The sequence below is a fragment of the Tessaracoccus sp. OS52 genome (genome assembly GCF_020687685.1).
Taxonomy (GTDB): domain Bacteria; phylum Actinomycetota; class Actinomycetes; order Propionibacteriales; family Propionibacteriaceae; genus Arachnia.
In genome coordinates, this window is sequence record NZ_JAJEWM010000001.1 from 506,861 (window position 1) to 521,898 (window position 15,038).

General features: G+C 68.6%; 15 protein-coding genes. 12 read left to right on the plus strand and 3 right to left on the minus strand.

All coding sequences use genetic code 11. The annotated features are described in order from the left end of the window. Positions 1-41: 41 nt before the first annotated feature. From LKO27_RS02280 to LKO27_RS02295, 4 genes are all read left to right on the plus strand, one after another. On the plus strand, positions 42-890 hold the full coding sequence (locus LKO27_RS02280; RefSeq protein WP_227735273.1) for a VOC family protein: 849 nt from the start codon (positions 42-44) through the stop codon (positions 888-890). A 100-nt stretch (positions 891-990) separates the two neighbouring features. Further along, positions 991-1,401: a YccF domain-containing protein gene (locus tag LKO27_RS02285; RefSeq protein WP_227735274.1), complete on the plus strand. Its 411-nt coding sequence runs from the start codon at positions 991-993 to the stop codon at positions 1,399-1,401. 83 nt (positions 1,402-1,484) lie between these two features. Next, complete coding sequence (locus LKO27_RS02290) at positions 1,485-2,639, plus strand: LLM class flavin-dependent oxidoreductase (RefSeq protein WP_227735275.1); 1,155 nt, start codon at positions 1,485-1,487, stop codon at positions 2,637-2,639. Then, a complete protein-coding gene (locus tag LKO27_RS02295) occupies positions 2,636-3,328 on the plus strand; it encodes an FMN reductase (RefSeq protein WP_227735276.1) in 693 nt (230 codons plus the stop codon). The genes LKO27_RS02290 and LKO27_RS02295 overlap by 4 nt, the downstream gene beginning before the upstream one ends. 1 nt (position 3,329) lies before the next feature. On the opposite strand, the gene LKO27_RS02300 is transcribed toward LKO27_RS02295, so the two are convergent. Then, positions 3,330-5,414, minus strand: a complete 2,085-nt coding sequence (locus tag LKO27_RS02300; protein ID WP_227735277.1) for an elongation factor G-like protein EF-G2 — start codon at positions 5,412-5,414, stop codon at positions 3,330-3,332. Positions 5,415-5,654: 240 nt separating this feature from the next. Between LKO27_RS02300 and rplM the strand changes: the two genes are divergently transcribed. The 3 genes from rplM to glmM all read left to right on the plus strand — a co-directional run bounded on the left by rplM (position 5,655) and on the right by glmM (position 8,119). Beyond that, positions 5,655-6,098, plus strand: coding sequence for a 50S ribosomal protein L13 (gene rplM, locus LKO27_RS02305; protein WP_227735278.1), 444 nt, complete (start codon positions 5,655-5,657; stop codon positions 6,096-6,098). 14 nt (positions 6,099-6,112) lie between these two features. Next, positions 6,113-6,646, plus strand: a complete 534-nt coding sequence (gene rpsI / locus LKO27_RS02310; RefSeq protein ID WP_227735279.1) for a 30S ribosomal protein S9 — start codon at positions 6,113-6,115, stop codon at positions 6,644-6,646. Positions 6,647-6,766: 120 nt separating this feature from the next. Further along, entirely contained in the window at positions 6,767-8,119 is a 1,353-nt protein-coding gene (gene glmM, locus LKO27_RS02315; protein WP_227735280.1) for a phosphoglucosamine mutase, read from the plus strand. Between the two features lie 18 nt (positions 8,120-8,137). Here glmM and coaA read toward each other — a convergent pair whose 3' ends face one another. Beyond that, a complete protein-coding gene (coaA, locus tag LKO27_RS02320) occupies positions 8,138-9,091 on the minus strand; it encodes a type I pantothenate kinase (RefSeq protein WP_370629927.1) in 954 nt (317 codons plus the stop codon). A 190-nt stretch (positions 9,092-9,281) separates the two neighbouring features. Between coaA and glmS the strand changes: the two genes are divergently transcribed. Genes glmS through LKO27_RS02340 form a run of 4 tightly spaced genes read left to right on the plus strand, consistent with a single transcriptional unit; the run spans position 9,282 to position 13,295 of the window. Next, complete coding sequence (gene glmS / locus LKO27_RS02325) at positions 9,282-11,123, plus strand: glutamine--fructose-6-phosphate transaminase (isomerizing) (RefSeq protein WP_227735282.1); 1,842 nt, start codon at positions 9,282-9,284, stop codon at positions 11,121-11,123. A 29-nt stretch (positions 11,124-11,152) separates the two neighbouring features. After that, positions 11,153-11,503, plus strand: coding sequence for a holo-ACP synthase (locus LKO27_RS02330; RefSeq protein WP_227735283.1), 351 nt, complete (start codon positions 11,153-11,155; stop codon positions 11,501-11,503). A 25-nt stretch (positions 11,504-11,528) separates the two neighbouring features. Next, on the plus strand, positions 11,529-12,308 hold the full coding sequence (locus LKO27_RS02335; protein ID WP_370629929.1) for an NAD(P)H-hydrate dehydratase: 780 nt from the start codon (positions 11,529-11,531) through the stop codon (positions 12,306-12,308). A gap of 9 nt (positions 12,309-12,317) precedes the next feature. Further along, positions 12,318-13,295 (plus strand): quinone oxidoreductase, encoded by a 978-nt coding sequence (locus LKO27_RS02340; protein WP_227735284.1) that lies wholly within the window; start codon positions 12,318-12,320, stop codon positions 13,293-13,295. On the opposite strand, the gene LKO27_RS02345 is transcribed toward LKO27_RS02340, so the two are convergent. Continuing rightward, on the minus strand, positions 13,296-14,483 hold the full coding sequence (locus tag LKO27_RS02345) for a Dyp-type peroxidase (RefSeq protein WP_227735285.1): 1,188 nt from the start codon (positions 14,481-14,483) through the stop codon (positions 13,296-13,298). It lies immediately after the preceding gene. A gap of 45 nt (positions 14,484-14,528) precedes the next feature. On the opposite strand from LKO27_RS02345, the gene LKO27_RS02350 reads away from it, so the two are divergent. Next, positions 14,529-15,029 carry a copper chaperone PCu(A)C gene (locus LKO27_RS02350; protein WP_227735286.1) on the plus strand — a complete coding sequence of 167 codons (501 nt, stop codon included), beginning with the start codon at positions 14,529-14,531 and terminating at the stop codon, positions 15,027-15,029. Positions 15,030-15,038: the final 9 nt, after the last annotated feature.

Consider the following 15,038-nt stretch of genomic DNA (forward strand, 5'->3'; position numbering starts at 1 on the left):
GGAATACTTGAAGCGTCAACAACGTTACGAGGGGTATGAACATGACGACTTCCACAGACAAGCTGGCCGCCGAGACCACGATGGACCGCCTCGAACTGCGCGTGCGTGACATGGACACGATGCTGAAGTACTACACCGACGGCGTCGGGCTGGCCCCTCTGCGGACCGAGCCGGGATCGGCCGTCCTCGGCCTCGGTGGCACCGAGGTGCTGCGCCTCACCGAGGCCAAGGATCTTCGTCCCGGCCGCTCCGGCGACGCGGGCCTGTTCCACACGGCAGTCCTGTTCGACAGCCCCGCGGCGCTGGCACGCTCGATGGAGTCGATGCTGACGAAGGTGCCCCAGACCTACACCGGCGCCGGTGACCATCTGGTTTCGCGGGCGTTCTACTTCACCGACCCGGAGGGCAACGGCGTCGAGCTCTACCACGACCGCCCTCGTGACGAGTGGCAGTGGGACGGTGGCCACGTCCGCATGGCGACCCTGTGGCTCGACCCCATCGACTTCGTCCGGTCCAACTACTCCGAAGCCGAGCTGGCCGGCGAACTCGGGCACGTTCACCTGCAGGTGGGCGACGTCCCCACCGCGAAGCAGTTCTACGTCGATGCCCTCGGCTTCGACGAAACCGCCAGCTTCGGCAACTCGGCGCTCTTTGTGTCCGCCGGCGGTTACCACCACCACATGGCGATGAACGTCTGGAACTCCGCCGGCGCAGGCCCGCGCCTGAACACCCTGGGCATGGGCGTCGTCGACATCCTGGTGCCCAGCGACGACGAACTCCAGGCCGTCCGGGACCGCCTCGCGGCCCGGGGCATCCCCTCGGAGTTCGACGGCCGCACCGTCGGAGTCCTGGACCCGTGGCGCAACGAGTTGCGCCTGCGCGTCGGCTGAACCTCCTGGCGCGCGACCCGGCCGATTCCCCTCGGGGGTCCCCGGGCGCGCGCTGACGCGTAACATCGAGGGTGTATCCAATGCTGCGGGAGGCACTCGAATGCGCACCATCCTCAATGTCATCTGGCTGATCTTCGGCGGGATCTGGCTGGCGGCCGCCTACTTCGTGGCGGGCATCATCGCCTGCATCTTCATCGTCACCATTCCGTTCGGGATCGCTTCCTTCCGGATGGCCCGGTACGTGCTGTGGCCCTACGGCAAGGCGGTGGTCCAGCGCCCCGACGCGGGGGTGATCTCCGGCATCGGCAACGTGGTCTGGTTCATCGTCGCCGGCTGGTGGCTCGCGCTGGCCCACATCGCCACCGCCATCGCACAGTCCCTCACGATCATCGGCATCATCGACGCGATCGTGAACCTCAAGATGATCCCTGTCACCTGCTTCCCCTTCGGAAAGCGCATCGTGGACCGGGATTCCCTGCTGCCGGGACAGCGGCCGCTGCACTCCATCTAGCGGGTCGGGAATAACGCCATCCCTCCTTCGGTTCTACTGGTAGTTTAACTTTCAACAAACGTATCCAGGGCAGGAGCAAAGCAATGCAGTTCGGCATCTTCACCATCGGTGACATCACGCAGGACCCGACCGACGGTTACACACCCAGCGAGCATGAGCGGATCCGCAACACCATCGCGATCGCCAAGCACGCCGAGGAAGTGGGCTTCGAGGTGTTCGCCACCGGGCAGCACCACAACCCGCCGTTCGTGGCGCCGGCCAGCCCGCCGATCCTGCTGAGTTACCTCGCGGCCCAGACCGAGACGCTCCAGTTGTCCACCGCGACCACGCTGATCACCACCACGGACCCGGTGCGGATCGCCGAGGACTACTCCTACCTGCAGCACCTCTCCGACGGGCGCCTGGACCTCACGATGGGCCGTGGCAACACCGGCCCGGTCTACCCGTGGTTCGGGAAGGACATCCGGCAGGGCATCCCGCTCGCGGTGGAGAACTACCACCTGCTCTACCGCCTGTGGCACGAGGAGACGGTGGACTGGCGGGGCCAGTTCCGCACGCCGCTGCAGGGCTTCAGCGTCACCCCCCAACCGCTCGACGGCGTGGCGCCGTTCGTGTGGCACGGCTCCATCCGCTCGCCGGAGATCGCCGAGCAGGCCGCCTACTACGGCGACGGCTTCTTCCACAACAACATCTTCTGGAACTTCGAGCACGTCAAGCAGATGGTCAGCCTCTACCGCCAGCGCTATGAGTACTACGGCCACGGTGCGGCGCACCAGGCCTACGTCGCGCTCGGTGGCCAGGCCTACATGGCCAGGAACTCCCAGGATGCCGTGCGCGAGTTCCGTCCCTACTTCGACAACGCGCCGGTCTACGGTCATGGTCCCTCCCTCGAGGACTTCAGCCGCATGACACCCCTCACCGTCGGCTCCCCGCAGCAGGTCATCGAGCGGACGCTGACGTTCCGTGACTGGGTGGGCGACTACCAGCGCCAGATGTTCCTGATCGACCACGCCGGCCTCCCGCTGAAGACGGTGCTCGAGCAGCTCGACCTCTTCGGCTCCGAGGTGCTTCCGGTGCTGCGCAAGGAATTCGCCGCGCTGAAGCCCGACGACGTCCCCGGGGCCCCGACCCACCAGTTCCTCGTCGAGCGCCACCAGCGCGGCGAGGACCCGGTCCCCGGCGGCAAGGAGGGCTCGCAGGCCTGGATCGACGAGCAGGCCAGCGAGGAACAGGCATGACCCAGGACGGTTTCCAGCCGGTCAACACCGACCCGTTCACCCCGGAGGCGCGGCACATCGCCGTCGTCTCCGGCGGTCTGGGGGACCCGTCGTCGACGCGTCTGCTGGCCGATCGCCTGACCGAGGCGGCCACGGCCGCGCTCTCGGGGGAGGGGATCGTCCCGGAGGTGCACGTCATCGAGTTGCGTCTGCTCGCCACCGCGATCTCGGACGCGCTCGTGACGCACAACAACTCCGACGCTCTCGCCGAGGCCATCGAGCAGGTCGAACAGGCCGACGGCATCATCACCACGACCCCGACGTTCAAGGCGACCTATTCCGGGCTGTTCAAGTCCTTCTGGGACCTGATCGACGACCAGGCCATCGTGAACGTCCCGGTGCTCCTGGGTGCCACCGGCGGGACCTCCCGCCATTCGCTGATGATCGACAACGCCATGCGGCCGCTGTTCGGCTACCTCAAGGCAAAGACCATTCCCACGGCCGTCTTCGCAGCCTCCGACGACTGGGGCGAGGTGGAGGGCGCTGCCGAGTCCACGCGCACCACGCCGCTGCAGACGCGGATCGTGGACGCGGGCGAGGACTTCGCGGCGGTGGTGGCCCGCCTCGGGCCGCGCCAGCGTCGCGCCTCCGGTGAACTGAAGCCGCTCGAGGTCGTCTCCTTCAAGAACCTGCTGCGCGGCCAGCGCTGAACTAGCGCCTGGCGGGCCAGAGGTGCTCGGGCATCGGCTCGTACCCGTGGAACTCGCGGGTGAAGGAACCGGTGCCCTGGGCAAGGCCCCGCAGGTCCAGCAGGTAGCTGACCAGCTCCAGTTGGGGGACGCGCGCGTGGATGACGGCGTTGTGCTCGCCGTCGGAATCGCTGCCCAGCACCTGGGCGCGTCGGCCCGCGAGGTCGGTCAGCACCGGGCCGAGGAACGACTCCTGGACCGTGATGGTCACGTCGTCGACGGGCTCCAGCAGTCCGACGGCGCCGTCGACGGCCGCCTCCCGGATGGCCAGCGCTCCCGCGGTCTGGAAAGCCATGTCGGATGAGTCCACCGAGTGGGACTTGCCGTCGACCAGGGTCACCCGGATGTCCACGAGCGGGTGGCCGAAGCGGGTGCCCTTGGCGAGTTGCTGCTGGATCCCCTTGTCCACCGACGGGATGTACTGCCTCGGCACGGCGCCGCCGACCACCTTGTCCACGAACTCGTAGCCCGCGCCGCGTTCCAGCGGCTCGACGGTGATGTCGCAGACGGCGTACTGGCCGTGGCCGCCCGACTGCTTGACGTGTCGGCCGTTCGCCTTGGTGGGCCGCAGGAAGGTCTCCCGCAGGGGGACCTCGACCGGTTCCTCGGTGATGCCGAGTCCGAACCGGTCGCGCAGCTTGGACAGCAGCAGGTCGCGGTGCGCCTGTCCCATCGTCCACAGGATCTGCTGGTCGGTCTCGGTGTTCCGCTCGACCCGAACCGAGAGGTCCTCGACGGCGATCCGGGCCAGCGCGGCCCCGAGCTTGTCCTCGTCGCCGCGGGTGTTGGCCTTGATCGCGACGGGCAGGAGCGGGTCCGGCAGCGGCCACGGCCGCACGAGCGCAGGGCGGTCGATCGCAGAGATCGTGTCACCGGTCTCGGCGCGGGTGAGCTTGGCGATGCTGACGATCTCCCCCGCGATGGCGGTATGGCGTGGCGCCGCCTCCAGTCCGGAGGGCACCGACATCGGGCCGATCCGCTCGTTCTCGTCGTGGTCGGGGTGTGCGGGGTCCTCGGTGCCGGTGAACAGCGCCCGGTGTCCGGCGACGTGCACCTCGTCGTCGGTGTGGAGCGTGCCGGAGAAGATCCGTACCAGGCTGGTGCGGCCCGCGTACTGGTCGCTGGTGGTCCGGATCACCTGGGCGACCAACGGGCCAGCTGGGTCACAAGTGAGTTCAGGGAGGGTGGCCCCGTTGGGTGTGGTCACGGTTCCGAGCTTGTGGGTCCCGGGGGAGGGGAAACCCTTCTCGATCCAGCGCAGCAGTTCCTCTGTGCCGACGTCGCTGGTGGTGTGTGCGGGCAGGACAGGAAAGAACCGGGCCCCGATGATGGCCCGGTTCAGCACCTCGTAGACCTCAGCAAGCGCAAGCTCCTCGCCCTCGAGGTAGCGGTCCATCAACTCCTCGTCCTGCAGCTCGGTGATGATCGCCTCCAGGAGCGGAGCCTGCTGCTCCGAGATGAGTTCGGCCTCGGCCGCGGTGGCTTCCCGGGAGACGCGCTGACCGCTTGAGTAGTCGTGGATGCGCTTGTTCAACAGCGAGATGTTGCCGGTGCTGCGGGACCCGTCGCGGATCGGCAGCAGGGCCGCGACGACGCCGTCGCCGAATGCGCGCTGGCAGGCAGCCACCATGGAGTCGAAGGAGGCGCGGCCCTGGTCCAGCTTGGTGATGGCGATGATCCGCGGCATCGCGACGTCACTGCACTCATCCCAGAGGCTGATGGTGGAGGGAGCGATGTCCTCGCCGGCCGGGATCACGAACACGGCAGCGTCGGCGGCCCGGAGTCCGGCACGCAACTCCCCGACGAACTCGGGATGACCCGGCGCGTCCAGCAGGTTGATCTGCACGTCCGCGGAGGGGATGGAAGCCAGCGCGAGGGCTGCAGAGCGTTCCAGACCTTCCTTCTCGCCGCGGTAACCCTGGATCCTGGCGCGCAGCAGGTGCTCGAAGAGGGTGGACTTCCCCGATCCGCTGCCGCCCACCAGCACGACGTTGCGGATGTCGCCGGGTTCGGTGACAGTTACTTGTGAACTCGTCCTTGAGGCCATGCACGCACATTAGTACCCGGACAGCGGCAGCGTCAGTCGACCCCCCACATCCGGTGCTCGGCCCGGATCCCGGCACCGCTGCGAGGGCGGTCGCCGCGGAGTCCGCCGTTTTGACCGCTGGCCTGATCCGTCGTAAGGTAGGTAGCTGTTGCGTGCCGTGTCGGCTCCCGTCCACACGCGGGGCCTCCCACTGCGCAACCACCCAGTTTGTTGACAACGTATGGAAGTTGGTCTGCGTCCGTGTCCACGTACACCCCAAAGCCAGGCGAGATCGCCCGGAACTGGCATGTGATTGATGCTGAAGACGTCATCCTTGGCCGTCTCGCCACCCAGGTTGCCACGCTGCTGCGCGGCAAGCACAAGGCGACGTTCGCGCCGCACGTCGACGGCGGGGACTTCGTCGTCGTCGTGAACGCTTCCAAGATCGCCCTCTCCGGCAACAAGCGGGCCGACTCGATGCGCTACCGCCACACCGGCACCCCCGGTGGTCTGCGGTCCATCTCCATCGGCGAACTGCTGCAGAAGGACCCCCGCAAGGCCGTCGAGAAGGCCGTCTGGGGCATGCTTCCCAAGAACAAGCTGAGCCGCCAGCTGATCAGCAAGCTCAAGGTCTACTCCGGCCCGGAGCACCCGCACGCTGCGCAGAAGCCGCAACCCTTCGAGATCACCCAGATCGCCCAGTGAGCTTAGGAACAACGATGACCGAGACCCAGACTGCTGCCGCCGAGGAGACCGTCGGCGAGGAGATCAAGCCCTTCACCGACGAGCAGGATCGCGAGATCGCTTACCGCTCCGACTCCAACCCTGCCACCGCCTCCGGCGAGTCCGCCCGCCAGGCGATCATCGCCCCCGGCGCGGCCACCGGTCGTCGCAAGGAGGCCGTCGCCCGCGTGCGCATCGTGCCCGGTTCCGGCAAGTGGAGCATCAATGGCCGAACCCTGGACGAGTACTTCCCGAACAAGGTGCACCAGCAGCACGCCAGTGATCCGTTCGTGACCGCGGGTGTCGTCGACGCCTACGACGTCATCGCTCGCATCGACGGAGGCGGCATCACCGGCCAGGCCGGCGCCCTGCGTCTGGGCGTCGCCCGCGCCCTCAACGCCGTCGACGCCGAGGCCAGCCGTCCTGCCCTCAAGAAGGCCGGAATGCTGTCCCGCGACTCCCGGATCAAGGAACGCAAGAAGGCCGGTCTGAAGAAGGCCCGCAAGGCCCCGCAGTACAGCAAGCGCTGATCAGGCGCTGCACCAGCAGCTTCCACGCAGATCCCCGTCGGCCCAGGCCGGCGGGGATCTTGCGTTTCGCGGAGCCGCCCGAATCGCTCATTCCAAGTGAGCGCCCCTAGACTGGCGCGCATGGAACGACTCTTCGGAACCGACGGCGTGCGTGGCGTGGCCAACGTCGAACTGACCGCCGAACTGGCCCTCGACCTCTCGGTGGCTGCGGCCCACATCCTCGGGGAGGCCGGCGTCTTCAACGGTCGCCGCGCCACCGCCCTCGTGGGGCGGGATCCACGGGCCAGTGGCGAGTTCCTCGAGGCCGCCGTCGTGGCGGGCCTGGCGTCCGCTGGAATCGACGTGGTGCGGCTGGGGGTCGTTCCCACCCCGGCGGTGGCCCACCTCGTGAATGAACTGGACGCCGACCTCGGCGTGATGATCTCCGCCTCCCACAACGCGATGCCGGACAACGGCATCAAGTTCTTCTCCAAGGGTGGCGTGAAGCTCGACGACTTCCTGGAGGACGCGATCGAGGCGCGCATGGGAGAGGACTGGGAGCGGCCCACCGGTGCTGCCGTCGGGCGCATCCGCAGCGACAAGGGTGCGGTGGAGGCCTACGTGGCACATCTGGTGGGCTCGCTTGGCAACGATGGCTCCCTGGACGGCCTGAAGGTCGTCATCGACTGCGCGAACGGCGCCGCGTACATGACCGGACCGAGTGCCTTCGCCACCCAGGGTGCCGACGTCGTCGCCATCCACGCGGATCCCGACGGGATCAACATCAACCACAACTGCGGTTCCACCCACCTCGAGTCGCTGCGGGAAAGGGTCGTCAAGGAGGGCGCTGATCTGGGGATCGGGCTCGACGGCGACGCTGACCGCTGCCTGGCCGTGGACCACGAGGGCAACGTCGTCGACGGCGACCAGATCCTGGCCATCCTGGCCCTGGAACTCTCGGAGAACCACAAGCTCCACGCAGACACCGTCGTGGCCACCGTGATGAGCAACCTGGGCCTGACCCATGCCCTTGCCGCCCACGGCATCAAGCTCGACCGCACGAAGGTCGGGGACCGCTACGTGCTGGAGTCCATGAACGCCAACGGGTTCGCGCTCGGGGGCGAGCAGTCCGGCCACGTCATCATCAGCGAGTTCGCCAACACCGGCGACGGCGTGCTCACCGGCCTGCATCTCGCAGCGCGGATGGCGCGCACCGGCAAGTCCTTGAAGGAACTGGCCGGGGTGATGCAGGTGCTCCCGCAGGTGGTGGTCAACGTCGGCAACGTGGACAAGCTGCGCGCGGGCGTCGACACCGAGGTGACCTCCGCAGTCGCGGCCGCGGCCGAGGAACTGGGCTCCGATGGTCGGGTGCTCCTGCGGCCCTCGGGTACGGAACCGCTGGTGCGCGTCATGGTGGAGGCGCCCACGCTGCCGCAGGCGCAGCAGATCGCTGACCGGCTCGCGGAGAAGGTGAGGGTCCGGCTCGGCCGCTGAACGCCGTCGGGCGGCTGCTCAGAGCTTCCGGATGGCAATGGTCTCGACGCTGTGGTCGGGACCCTTTCGGAGGATGGCGGTGGCGCGGCCCCGAGTCGGGGCGATGTTCTGGCGCAGGTTGGGGCCGTTGATGGTGTCCCAGACCTGGTTGGCGCCGGCAATGGCTTCTTCGTCGGTGAGTTCGGTGTAGCGCCGGAAGAAGCTCCGGTCGTCCCGGAACGCAGTGGCCCGGAGCGCCATGAACCGCTCGACGAACCACTCCTTGATGTCAGCCTCGTCGGCGTCTACGAAGACCGTGAAGTCGAAGAAGTCGCTCACCGCGAGCCCGGCGGTGCCGTCGGTCTCCACTCTGGCGGGCTGCAGGACGTTGAGACCCTCGACGATCAGGATGTCCGGGCTGTTCACGACGATGTGCTTGCCCGGCACGATGTCGTAGACCATGTGGCTGTACACCGGTGCGGTCACCAGCGGCACGCCGGACTTCACGTCGGTGACGAACTTCAGCAGCGCCCGCCGGTTGTAGGACTCCGGGAATCCCTTGCGTTCGAGCAGGCCGCGGCGAACGAGTTCGGCGTTTGGATACAGGAAACCGTCGGTGGTGACCAGGTCCACCTTGGGGTGGCCGGGGGCTCGCCGCAGCAGTTCCTGCAGCAGCCTGGAGGTGGTGGACTTGCCGACGGCCACCGAGCCGGCCACGCCGATCACGAACGGGGTGCGTCGGACCCTGAGCCTGAGGAAGTGGTTGCTGTCGTCGACCAGGTTGCCCGTGTTGGCCATGTAGAGGTGCAGGAGCTGGGTGAGTGGGCGGTAGATCTCGCGAAGGTCCGCACTCGAGGTGGGGTCACCGAGGCCGCGCAAGCGGGTGAGGGTGGCGTCGTCGAGATCGATCTGGGTTGTGTCGGCCAGTGCCGCCCACGCCCTCCTGCGCAGCACCACGTACGGACGAGCCACCAGTGACCTTTCCAGAGTCAAGTTGTCTAGGGGCGCAAGCCTAACAGCGGCCCGGCGGCGGCAGCCCGGCCCAGCCTGCTTTGCGCGTATGTCGTCCCCCGGACCAGCGGTAGCAGCGCGGAAGAAGCAAACAATCCGGGCCCTGTCAACTCCGAACCACGCCCGGGGCTCAATGTCAAGAAATGCGCATTCCTCCTGTACGGTTGTCGCCATGTGTGGAATCGTTGGATACCTGGGTGACCGTGACGGACTCGAGATGGTGCTGTCCGGCTTGCGCCGGATGGAGTACCGCGGATATGACTCGGCGGGCGCTGCGCTGGCCAGCGACGGCGCGGTCCAGTGGCGCAAGAAGGCGGGCAAGATCGCCAACCTGGCTGCTGAGATCGAGGCCAATCCGCTGCCCTCCTCAGGCACCGCGATCGGGCACACCCGCTGGGCGACGCACGGAGCACCCACCGACGAGAACGCGCATCCCCACGTCGCGGGCCCGCGGGTCGCCGTCGTGCACAACGGGATCATCGAGAACCACTCCGCCCTCCGGGCCGAACTCGAGGCCGACGGGGCGCGCTTCACCTCCGAGACCGACTCCGAGGTGGCCGCGCACCTGCTGGCGCGCGAAGTCGCCAGGGGGGCGGACCTGCCCGCGGCCATGCGCACCGTGGTCGGCCGCCTGGACGGCGCCTTCACCCTGGTGGCGCTGGATGCGGGGGACCCTGACCGGCTGGTGGCCGCCCGGCGCAATTCCCCGCTGGTGGTGGGCATCGGGGAAGGGGAGTACTTCCTGGCCTCCGACGTGGCCGCCTTCATCGAGCACACCCGCGACGCCATCGAGCTGGGACAGGACCAGGTCGTCGAACTCACCCGCGACGGCGTCAACGTCACCACCTTCGACGGTGCGCCCGCCGAGACCAACGAGTTCCGGGTGGACTGGGACCTGGCGGCCGCCCAGAAGCAGGGCTACGACTGGTTCATGCGCAAGGAGATCTTCGAGCAGCCCAAGGCGGTGGCCGACACCCTGCTGGGACGCCTCAACGAGCACGGCGAGCTGATGCTGGATGAGCTCCGGATGAGCCCCGAGCTGCTGCGCCGCGTCAACAAGATCGTCATCGTCGCCTGCGGCACGGCGTTCTACGCCGGTCTGGTGGCCAAGTACGCGATCGAGCACTGGACCCGGCTCCCCTGCGAGGTGGAGCTGGCCAGTGAGTTCCGCTACCGGGACCCGATCATCGACCCGATGACCCTCGTGGTCACCATCTCCCAGTCGGGTGAGACGGCCGACACCCTGATGGCCATCCGTCACGCCCGGGAGCAGCACGCCAAGGTGATCGCCATCTGCAACACCAACGGCGCCACCATCCCGCGCGAGTCCGACGCCGTCATCTACACCCACGCCGGGCCGGAGATCGGCGTCGCGTCCACCAAGGGCTTCACCACCCAGCTCGTGGCCTGCTACCTCCTCGGCCTCTACCTGGCCCAGGTCCGCGGCATGAAGTACGGCGACGAGATCGCCGCGCTCCTGTCCGAACTGGAGCGGATGCCGGAGGCCCTGCAGAAGCTCCTCGACGAGCAGCAGACGGTCCTCGACCTGGCCGCGGATCTCAAGGACGCCACCTCCGTGCTGTTCCTGGGTCGCCACGTCGGCTACCCCGTCGCGCTGGAGGGTGCACTCAAGCTCAAGGAGCTGGCCTACATCCACGCCGAGGGATTCGCGGCGGGTGAGCTGAAGCACGGCCCCATCGCCCTGGTCTCGCAGGATCTGCCGATCTTCGTGGTGGTCCCGCCCAAGGGCCGTGACCAGTTGCGCGACAAGGTGATCTCCAACATCGCGGAGGTGCGGGCTCGCGGCGCCAAGACCATCGTGCTGGGTGACGCCTCCGACGAGGAGGCCCGCGCCAACGCAGAGGTCTTCATCGAACTGCCGCCCGTCTCCACGCTGATGCAGCCGCTGCTCGCCATCGTGCCGCTGCAACTGTTCGCCTGTGAGCTCGCGACGCTGAAGGGCCACGACGTCGACCAGCCCCGGAACCTGGCGAAGTCGGTCACTGTCGAGTGAGCTGCCGCCGGCCGGGCTAGGCTGACCCGGTGATCATCGGCGTCGGCACGGACCTGTGCGTGGTGGAGCGGTTCGAGGCGATGCTGGAGCGCCGTCCCGGATTGCGCGAGCGCCTGCTCACCCCTGCGGAGCGAGCCCTGTCCATCCAGTCCCAGGCGGCTCGCTTCGCAGCCAAGGAAGCCTTGGCCAAGGCGCTCGGCTCGCCCGGGGGCATGCGCTGGACTGACTGTGAGATCGTCAAGACCGACGGGGGAGTGCCCAGGTTCGTCGTGACGGGGACGGTGGCTGCCCGCGTGGCTGAGCTCCGGATCTCCAAGCTGCACCTCTCGATCTCCCACGACGGTGGGTTCGCCACTGCCCTGGTGGTCTGCGAGGCCTGAGGCCGGTGAGGTGTTGACTGGGGACATGCCTGACTTCGAAGCCATCACTGACCAGGACGTGGCCGACTGGTGGCCGCTCCCGGACCGCCAGAGCCACAAGTACACCCGAGGGGTGGTGGGGATCGACACCGGCTCGGCGCAGTATCCCGGTGCCGCGCTGCTGGGTTGTTCGGGCGCCCTGCACTCGGGTGCCGGCATGGTGCGCTACCTGGGCGATGCCCCAACCGAGCTCATCGTGTCGCGTTTCCCCAGCGTCGTGGTCTCCGACGGCCGCGTGCAGGCACTGGTGGTGGGCTCGGGGTGGGGCGACGGCGCCGCGCCTGCGCGGCTGCTTGCCGCCATCGATAGGGGGGTGCCGCTGGTGGTCGACGCCGATGCCCTGACTCTGCTGCCGACGCGCCTGCCGGACAACTCGCTGCTGACCCCGCACGCGGGGGAGCTGGCCAGGCTCCTGGAAACCGGGCGTGGACAGGTGGAGGCGGAACCGGTCCAGCACGCGCTGGAGGCCGCGCGGTGTTTCGGTGCCACGGTGCTGCTCAAGGGCGGCACCCAGTACGTCGCTACGCCCGACGGACACGTCACCACCGCCGTCGCGGGCCCCGCCTGGACCGCCCAGGCCGGTTCGGGCGACGTGCTGGCTGGCGTCTGCGGGACCCTGCTGGCGGCCGGACTGCCGGCCGAGCGTGCCGCTCTGCTGGCCGCGTCGCTGCAGGCGATGACGGCGGCCCGGTTCCCCGGACCGCACCCTCCGGACCGGCTCGCAGAACTCTTCGCGGAGGTGCTCGGCTCGCTGCCAGCGAACTAGGGTTGGGGCATGAGCACCGCACGCGCCGTCGTCGTCACAGAACCAGGTGATTCCTCCGTCCTCAAGGTCCTGGAGTGGGAGGTGGCTGAGCCCCGGCCGGGTGAGGTACAGGTCGAGGTGGCCGCAGCAGGCGTGAACTTCTTCGACGTCTACGTGCGCCAGGGCGTCTACCCGACTCCCACTCCGTTCGTGCTCGGCAATGAGGGCGCAGGGACGGTCGCGGCGGTGGGAGAGGGCGTGACGGGCTTCTCGGTCGGTGACCGGGTGGCCTGGGCGCAGTCCGGCTCCAGCCAGGCGACCCGGGTCAACGTTCCCGCAACCAGACTCGTGGCCGTGCCCGAAGGGGTGAGTCTCACCGACGCCGCCGCGGCGATGCTGCAGGGGCTCACGGCGCACTACCTGGTCACGTCCACCTACCCGGTCCGGGAGGGCGACGTCGCGCTGGTCCACGCCGCCGCCGGTGGGGTCGGACAGTTGCTGGTCCAGCTGATTGCCTCGCGCGGGGGGACAGTGGTGGCCACTGCGGGCAGCGAGACCAAGTTGCGGATCGCCAGGGAGCGCGGGGCGCACCACACCATCAACTACTCGGAGGTCGATGACCTCGCCGCCGCGGTCCGGGAGATCGAGCCCGCTGGAGTCGAGGTGGTCTACGACGGCGTCGGCAAGGCCACCTTCGACGCCTCACTCGCGTCCTTGAAGCGCCGGGGAATGCTGGTGCTGTTCGGGGGCGCCAGCGGACAGGTGCCACCCTTCGACCTCCAGCGCCTCAACTCCGGCGGTTCCCTCTACGTCACTCGGCCGACACTGGGCGACTACGTCGCCGAACGTGGCGAGTTCGAGCGCAGGGCCGCAGAGCTGTTCGAGTGGCTGCGCACCGGCGAGGTAAAGCTGGACATCGGGGGCCAGTACACCTTCGACCAGGCAGCACACGCCTACGACGCACTGGAAGGTCGGCGCACCACCGGCAAGCTGATCCTTGTTCCCTAGTCAGGCGAGCAGGGTCTCCCCGACGTAGCCCTCAGGGCCGTATCCGGGTGGCACGACGAAGGCGGCCGAGCCGATCGCCGTCGTCCACTCGTTGAGCGCATCCAGCTGGTCGAGGCGACGCTGGACCGGGATGAATTGCTCGGCGATGCTCGCCTGGAATGCCGCGAAGATCAGCCCCGAGGTGGCGGTACCCGAATCGTCGACGTGGGAGTAGTTCGCCGAGCGGCGGAGCATCGCGCGGTCACGGTTCTCCGACGGGTGCGCGCGCCGCGCGTGGGCGTCCAGTGGGATCACCGGCACACCGTCAGCCATAAGGGAGAGGTCGAGGGCTTCGTGTTCGTCGGCGCCGTGCAGCGGGGCGCCCGTGTCGAGGCGACGTCCGGTGGACTTCTCCTGGCGGTCGCGGATGGCGGTGTCCCAGTGGTCGAGGTCCATCCGAATGCGCCTGACCACCAGTTGCGTACCGCCCGCGAGCCAGCCGTCCCGGGACCACACCGCCGCGTCGAGGGCATCACCCACTGGGTTCCCGGTGCCGTCCAACTGGCCGAAGAGGTTTCGTCCTGTGGCGGCCGCGCCTCCCGGCCCGATCCCTCGCCAGGACCCTGACTGGGTCCAGCGGTGGGAGGCGAACGGGGCAGCGTCGAGCAGCAGGCGCCGCGTGCCGTAGGCCACGGACGTGTCGTCGTCGGCGCAGACCCACAGCAGCAGGTCCCCACCCACCCAGCGCTCTTCCAGGCGGTCGTGATCCATCGCCGGGACCTGCTGGAAGCCCGCGGGCCTGCGCTTCTCGAGGCCCTCGAGTTCGAAGACCGCCTCGCCGAAGGCCACCAGCACCGACAGCGAGACGCCGGCGAGCGCCAGATCGGCCGCGGTATCGCCCGGGGCGGCCCGGCCGGCCATCAGGGCGCGGATGCTGGGGGTCCACACCCGCATGAGGCGGCCAAGCGCAGCCGCGTCGGTTCCGGGCAGCAGGTCCAGCGCGACGAGCCGGTGCGAGGCCGGGGAGGGGGTGAGGATTCCGGGCTGGTGGGGGCCGTGGGGGTCGTGGACCAGCCCAGCCACGCGCACCGCCGCATCCGGCACCTCGCCGCGCGCAGTGACCCGGCCGCCGAGGAAGCCGGCAGCCCCGCCGACACCCGCCGCCCCCGCGTACCCGAGGAGGGCGCGACGGTTGACCGGCTGGGACATGCGGCCAGTTTAGGGCGACGCGTCACCCGGCGATAATCTGGCCCGGTGAAGCTGACACCTCTCGCCCTGGTCGCCCTTCTGGTCCTGACAGCCTGCGGGGACGCGGGTGCGGAGGGACGGGTCACCGGAGTGATCGCGGCCGATCCCTGGGTCCGAACCACCGACGGCGCGCAGATGCCCGAGATGACGGCGCTGTACGTGAACCTCACCAACCCCGGCCCCGAGGACGTCTCCATCATCGGCGCCGACTGCGGCGACGTCGCGGAGGCTGCAGAGATCCACGAGATGGTGATGCTCGACGGCGACATGGTGATGCGCAAGGCCGAGAACGGACTCGTGGTCCCCCGGGAGTCGCACCTGCACATGGCGCCGGGTGGGCCACACGTGATGCTGATGGGGCTGACCAGGCAGCTGCCGGCCGGCTCCGAGGAGATCGCCTGTGTGCTGGAGTTCGACAACGACCAGACCATCGAGGTGGTGGCTCCCGTGAAGCAGTTCACCGAGGAGCAGGACACCTACCACGCGCACGCGCCCAGCGACGGGTAGCCGACGACG

Excerpts from the sequence above, each read along its gene's own strand:
- glmS (WP_227735282.1), top strand. The coding sequence starts at position 9,282 with ATGTGTGGAATCGTTGGATACCTGGGTGACCGTGACGGACTCGAGATG.
- LKO27_RS02285 (WP_227735274.1), top strand. The coding sequence starts at position 991 with ATGCGCACCATCCTCAATGTCATCTGGCTGATCTTCGGCGGGATCTGG.
- rpsI (WP_227735279.1), top strand. The coding sequence starts at position 6,113 with ATGACCGAGACCCAGACTGCTGCCGCCGAGGAGACCGTCGGCGAGGAG.
- LKO27_RS02290 (WP_227735275.1), top strand. The coding sequence starts at position 1,485 with ATGCAGTTCGGCATCTTCACCATCGGTGACATCACGCAGGACCCGACC.
- LKO27_RS02295 (WP_227735276.1), top strand. The coding sequence starts at position 2,636 with ATGACCCAGGACGGTTTCCAGCCGGTCAACACCGACCCGTTCACCCCG.
- LKO27_RS02340 (WP_227735284.1), top strand. The coding sequence starts at position 12,318 with ATGAGCACCGCACGCGCCGTCGTCGTCACAGAACCAGGTGATTCCTCC.
- LKO27_RS02300 (WP_227735277.1), bottom strand. The coding sequence starts at position 5,414 with ATGGCCTCAAGGACGAGTTCACAAGTAACTGTCACCGAACCCGGCGAC.
- LKO27_RS02280 (WP_227735273.1), top strand. The coding sequence starts at position 42 with ATGACGACTTCCACAGACAAGCTGGCCGCCGAGACCACGATGGACCGC.
- glmM (WP_227735280.1), top strand. The coding sequence starts at position 6,767 with ATGGAACGACTCTTCGGAACCGACGGCGTGCGTGGCGTGGCCAACGTC.
- LKO27_RS02345 (WP_227735285.1), bottom strand. The coding sequence starts at position 14,483 with ATGTCCCAGCCGGTCAACCGTCGCGCCCTCCTCGGGTACGCGGGGGCG.
- LKO27_RS02335 (WP_370629929.1), top strand. The coding sequence starts at position 11,529 with ATGCCTGACTTCGAAGCCATCACTGACCAGGACGTGGCCGACTGGTGG.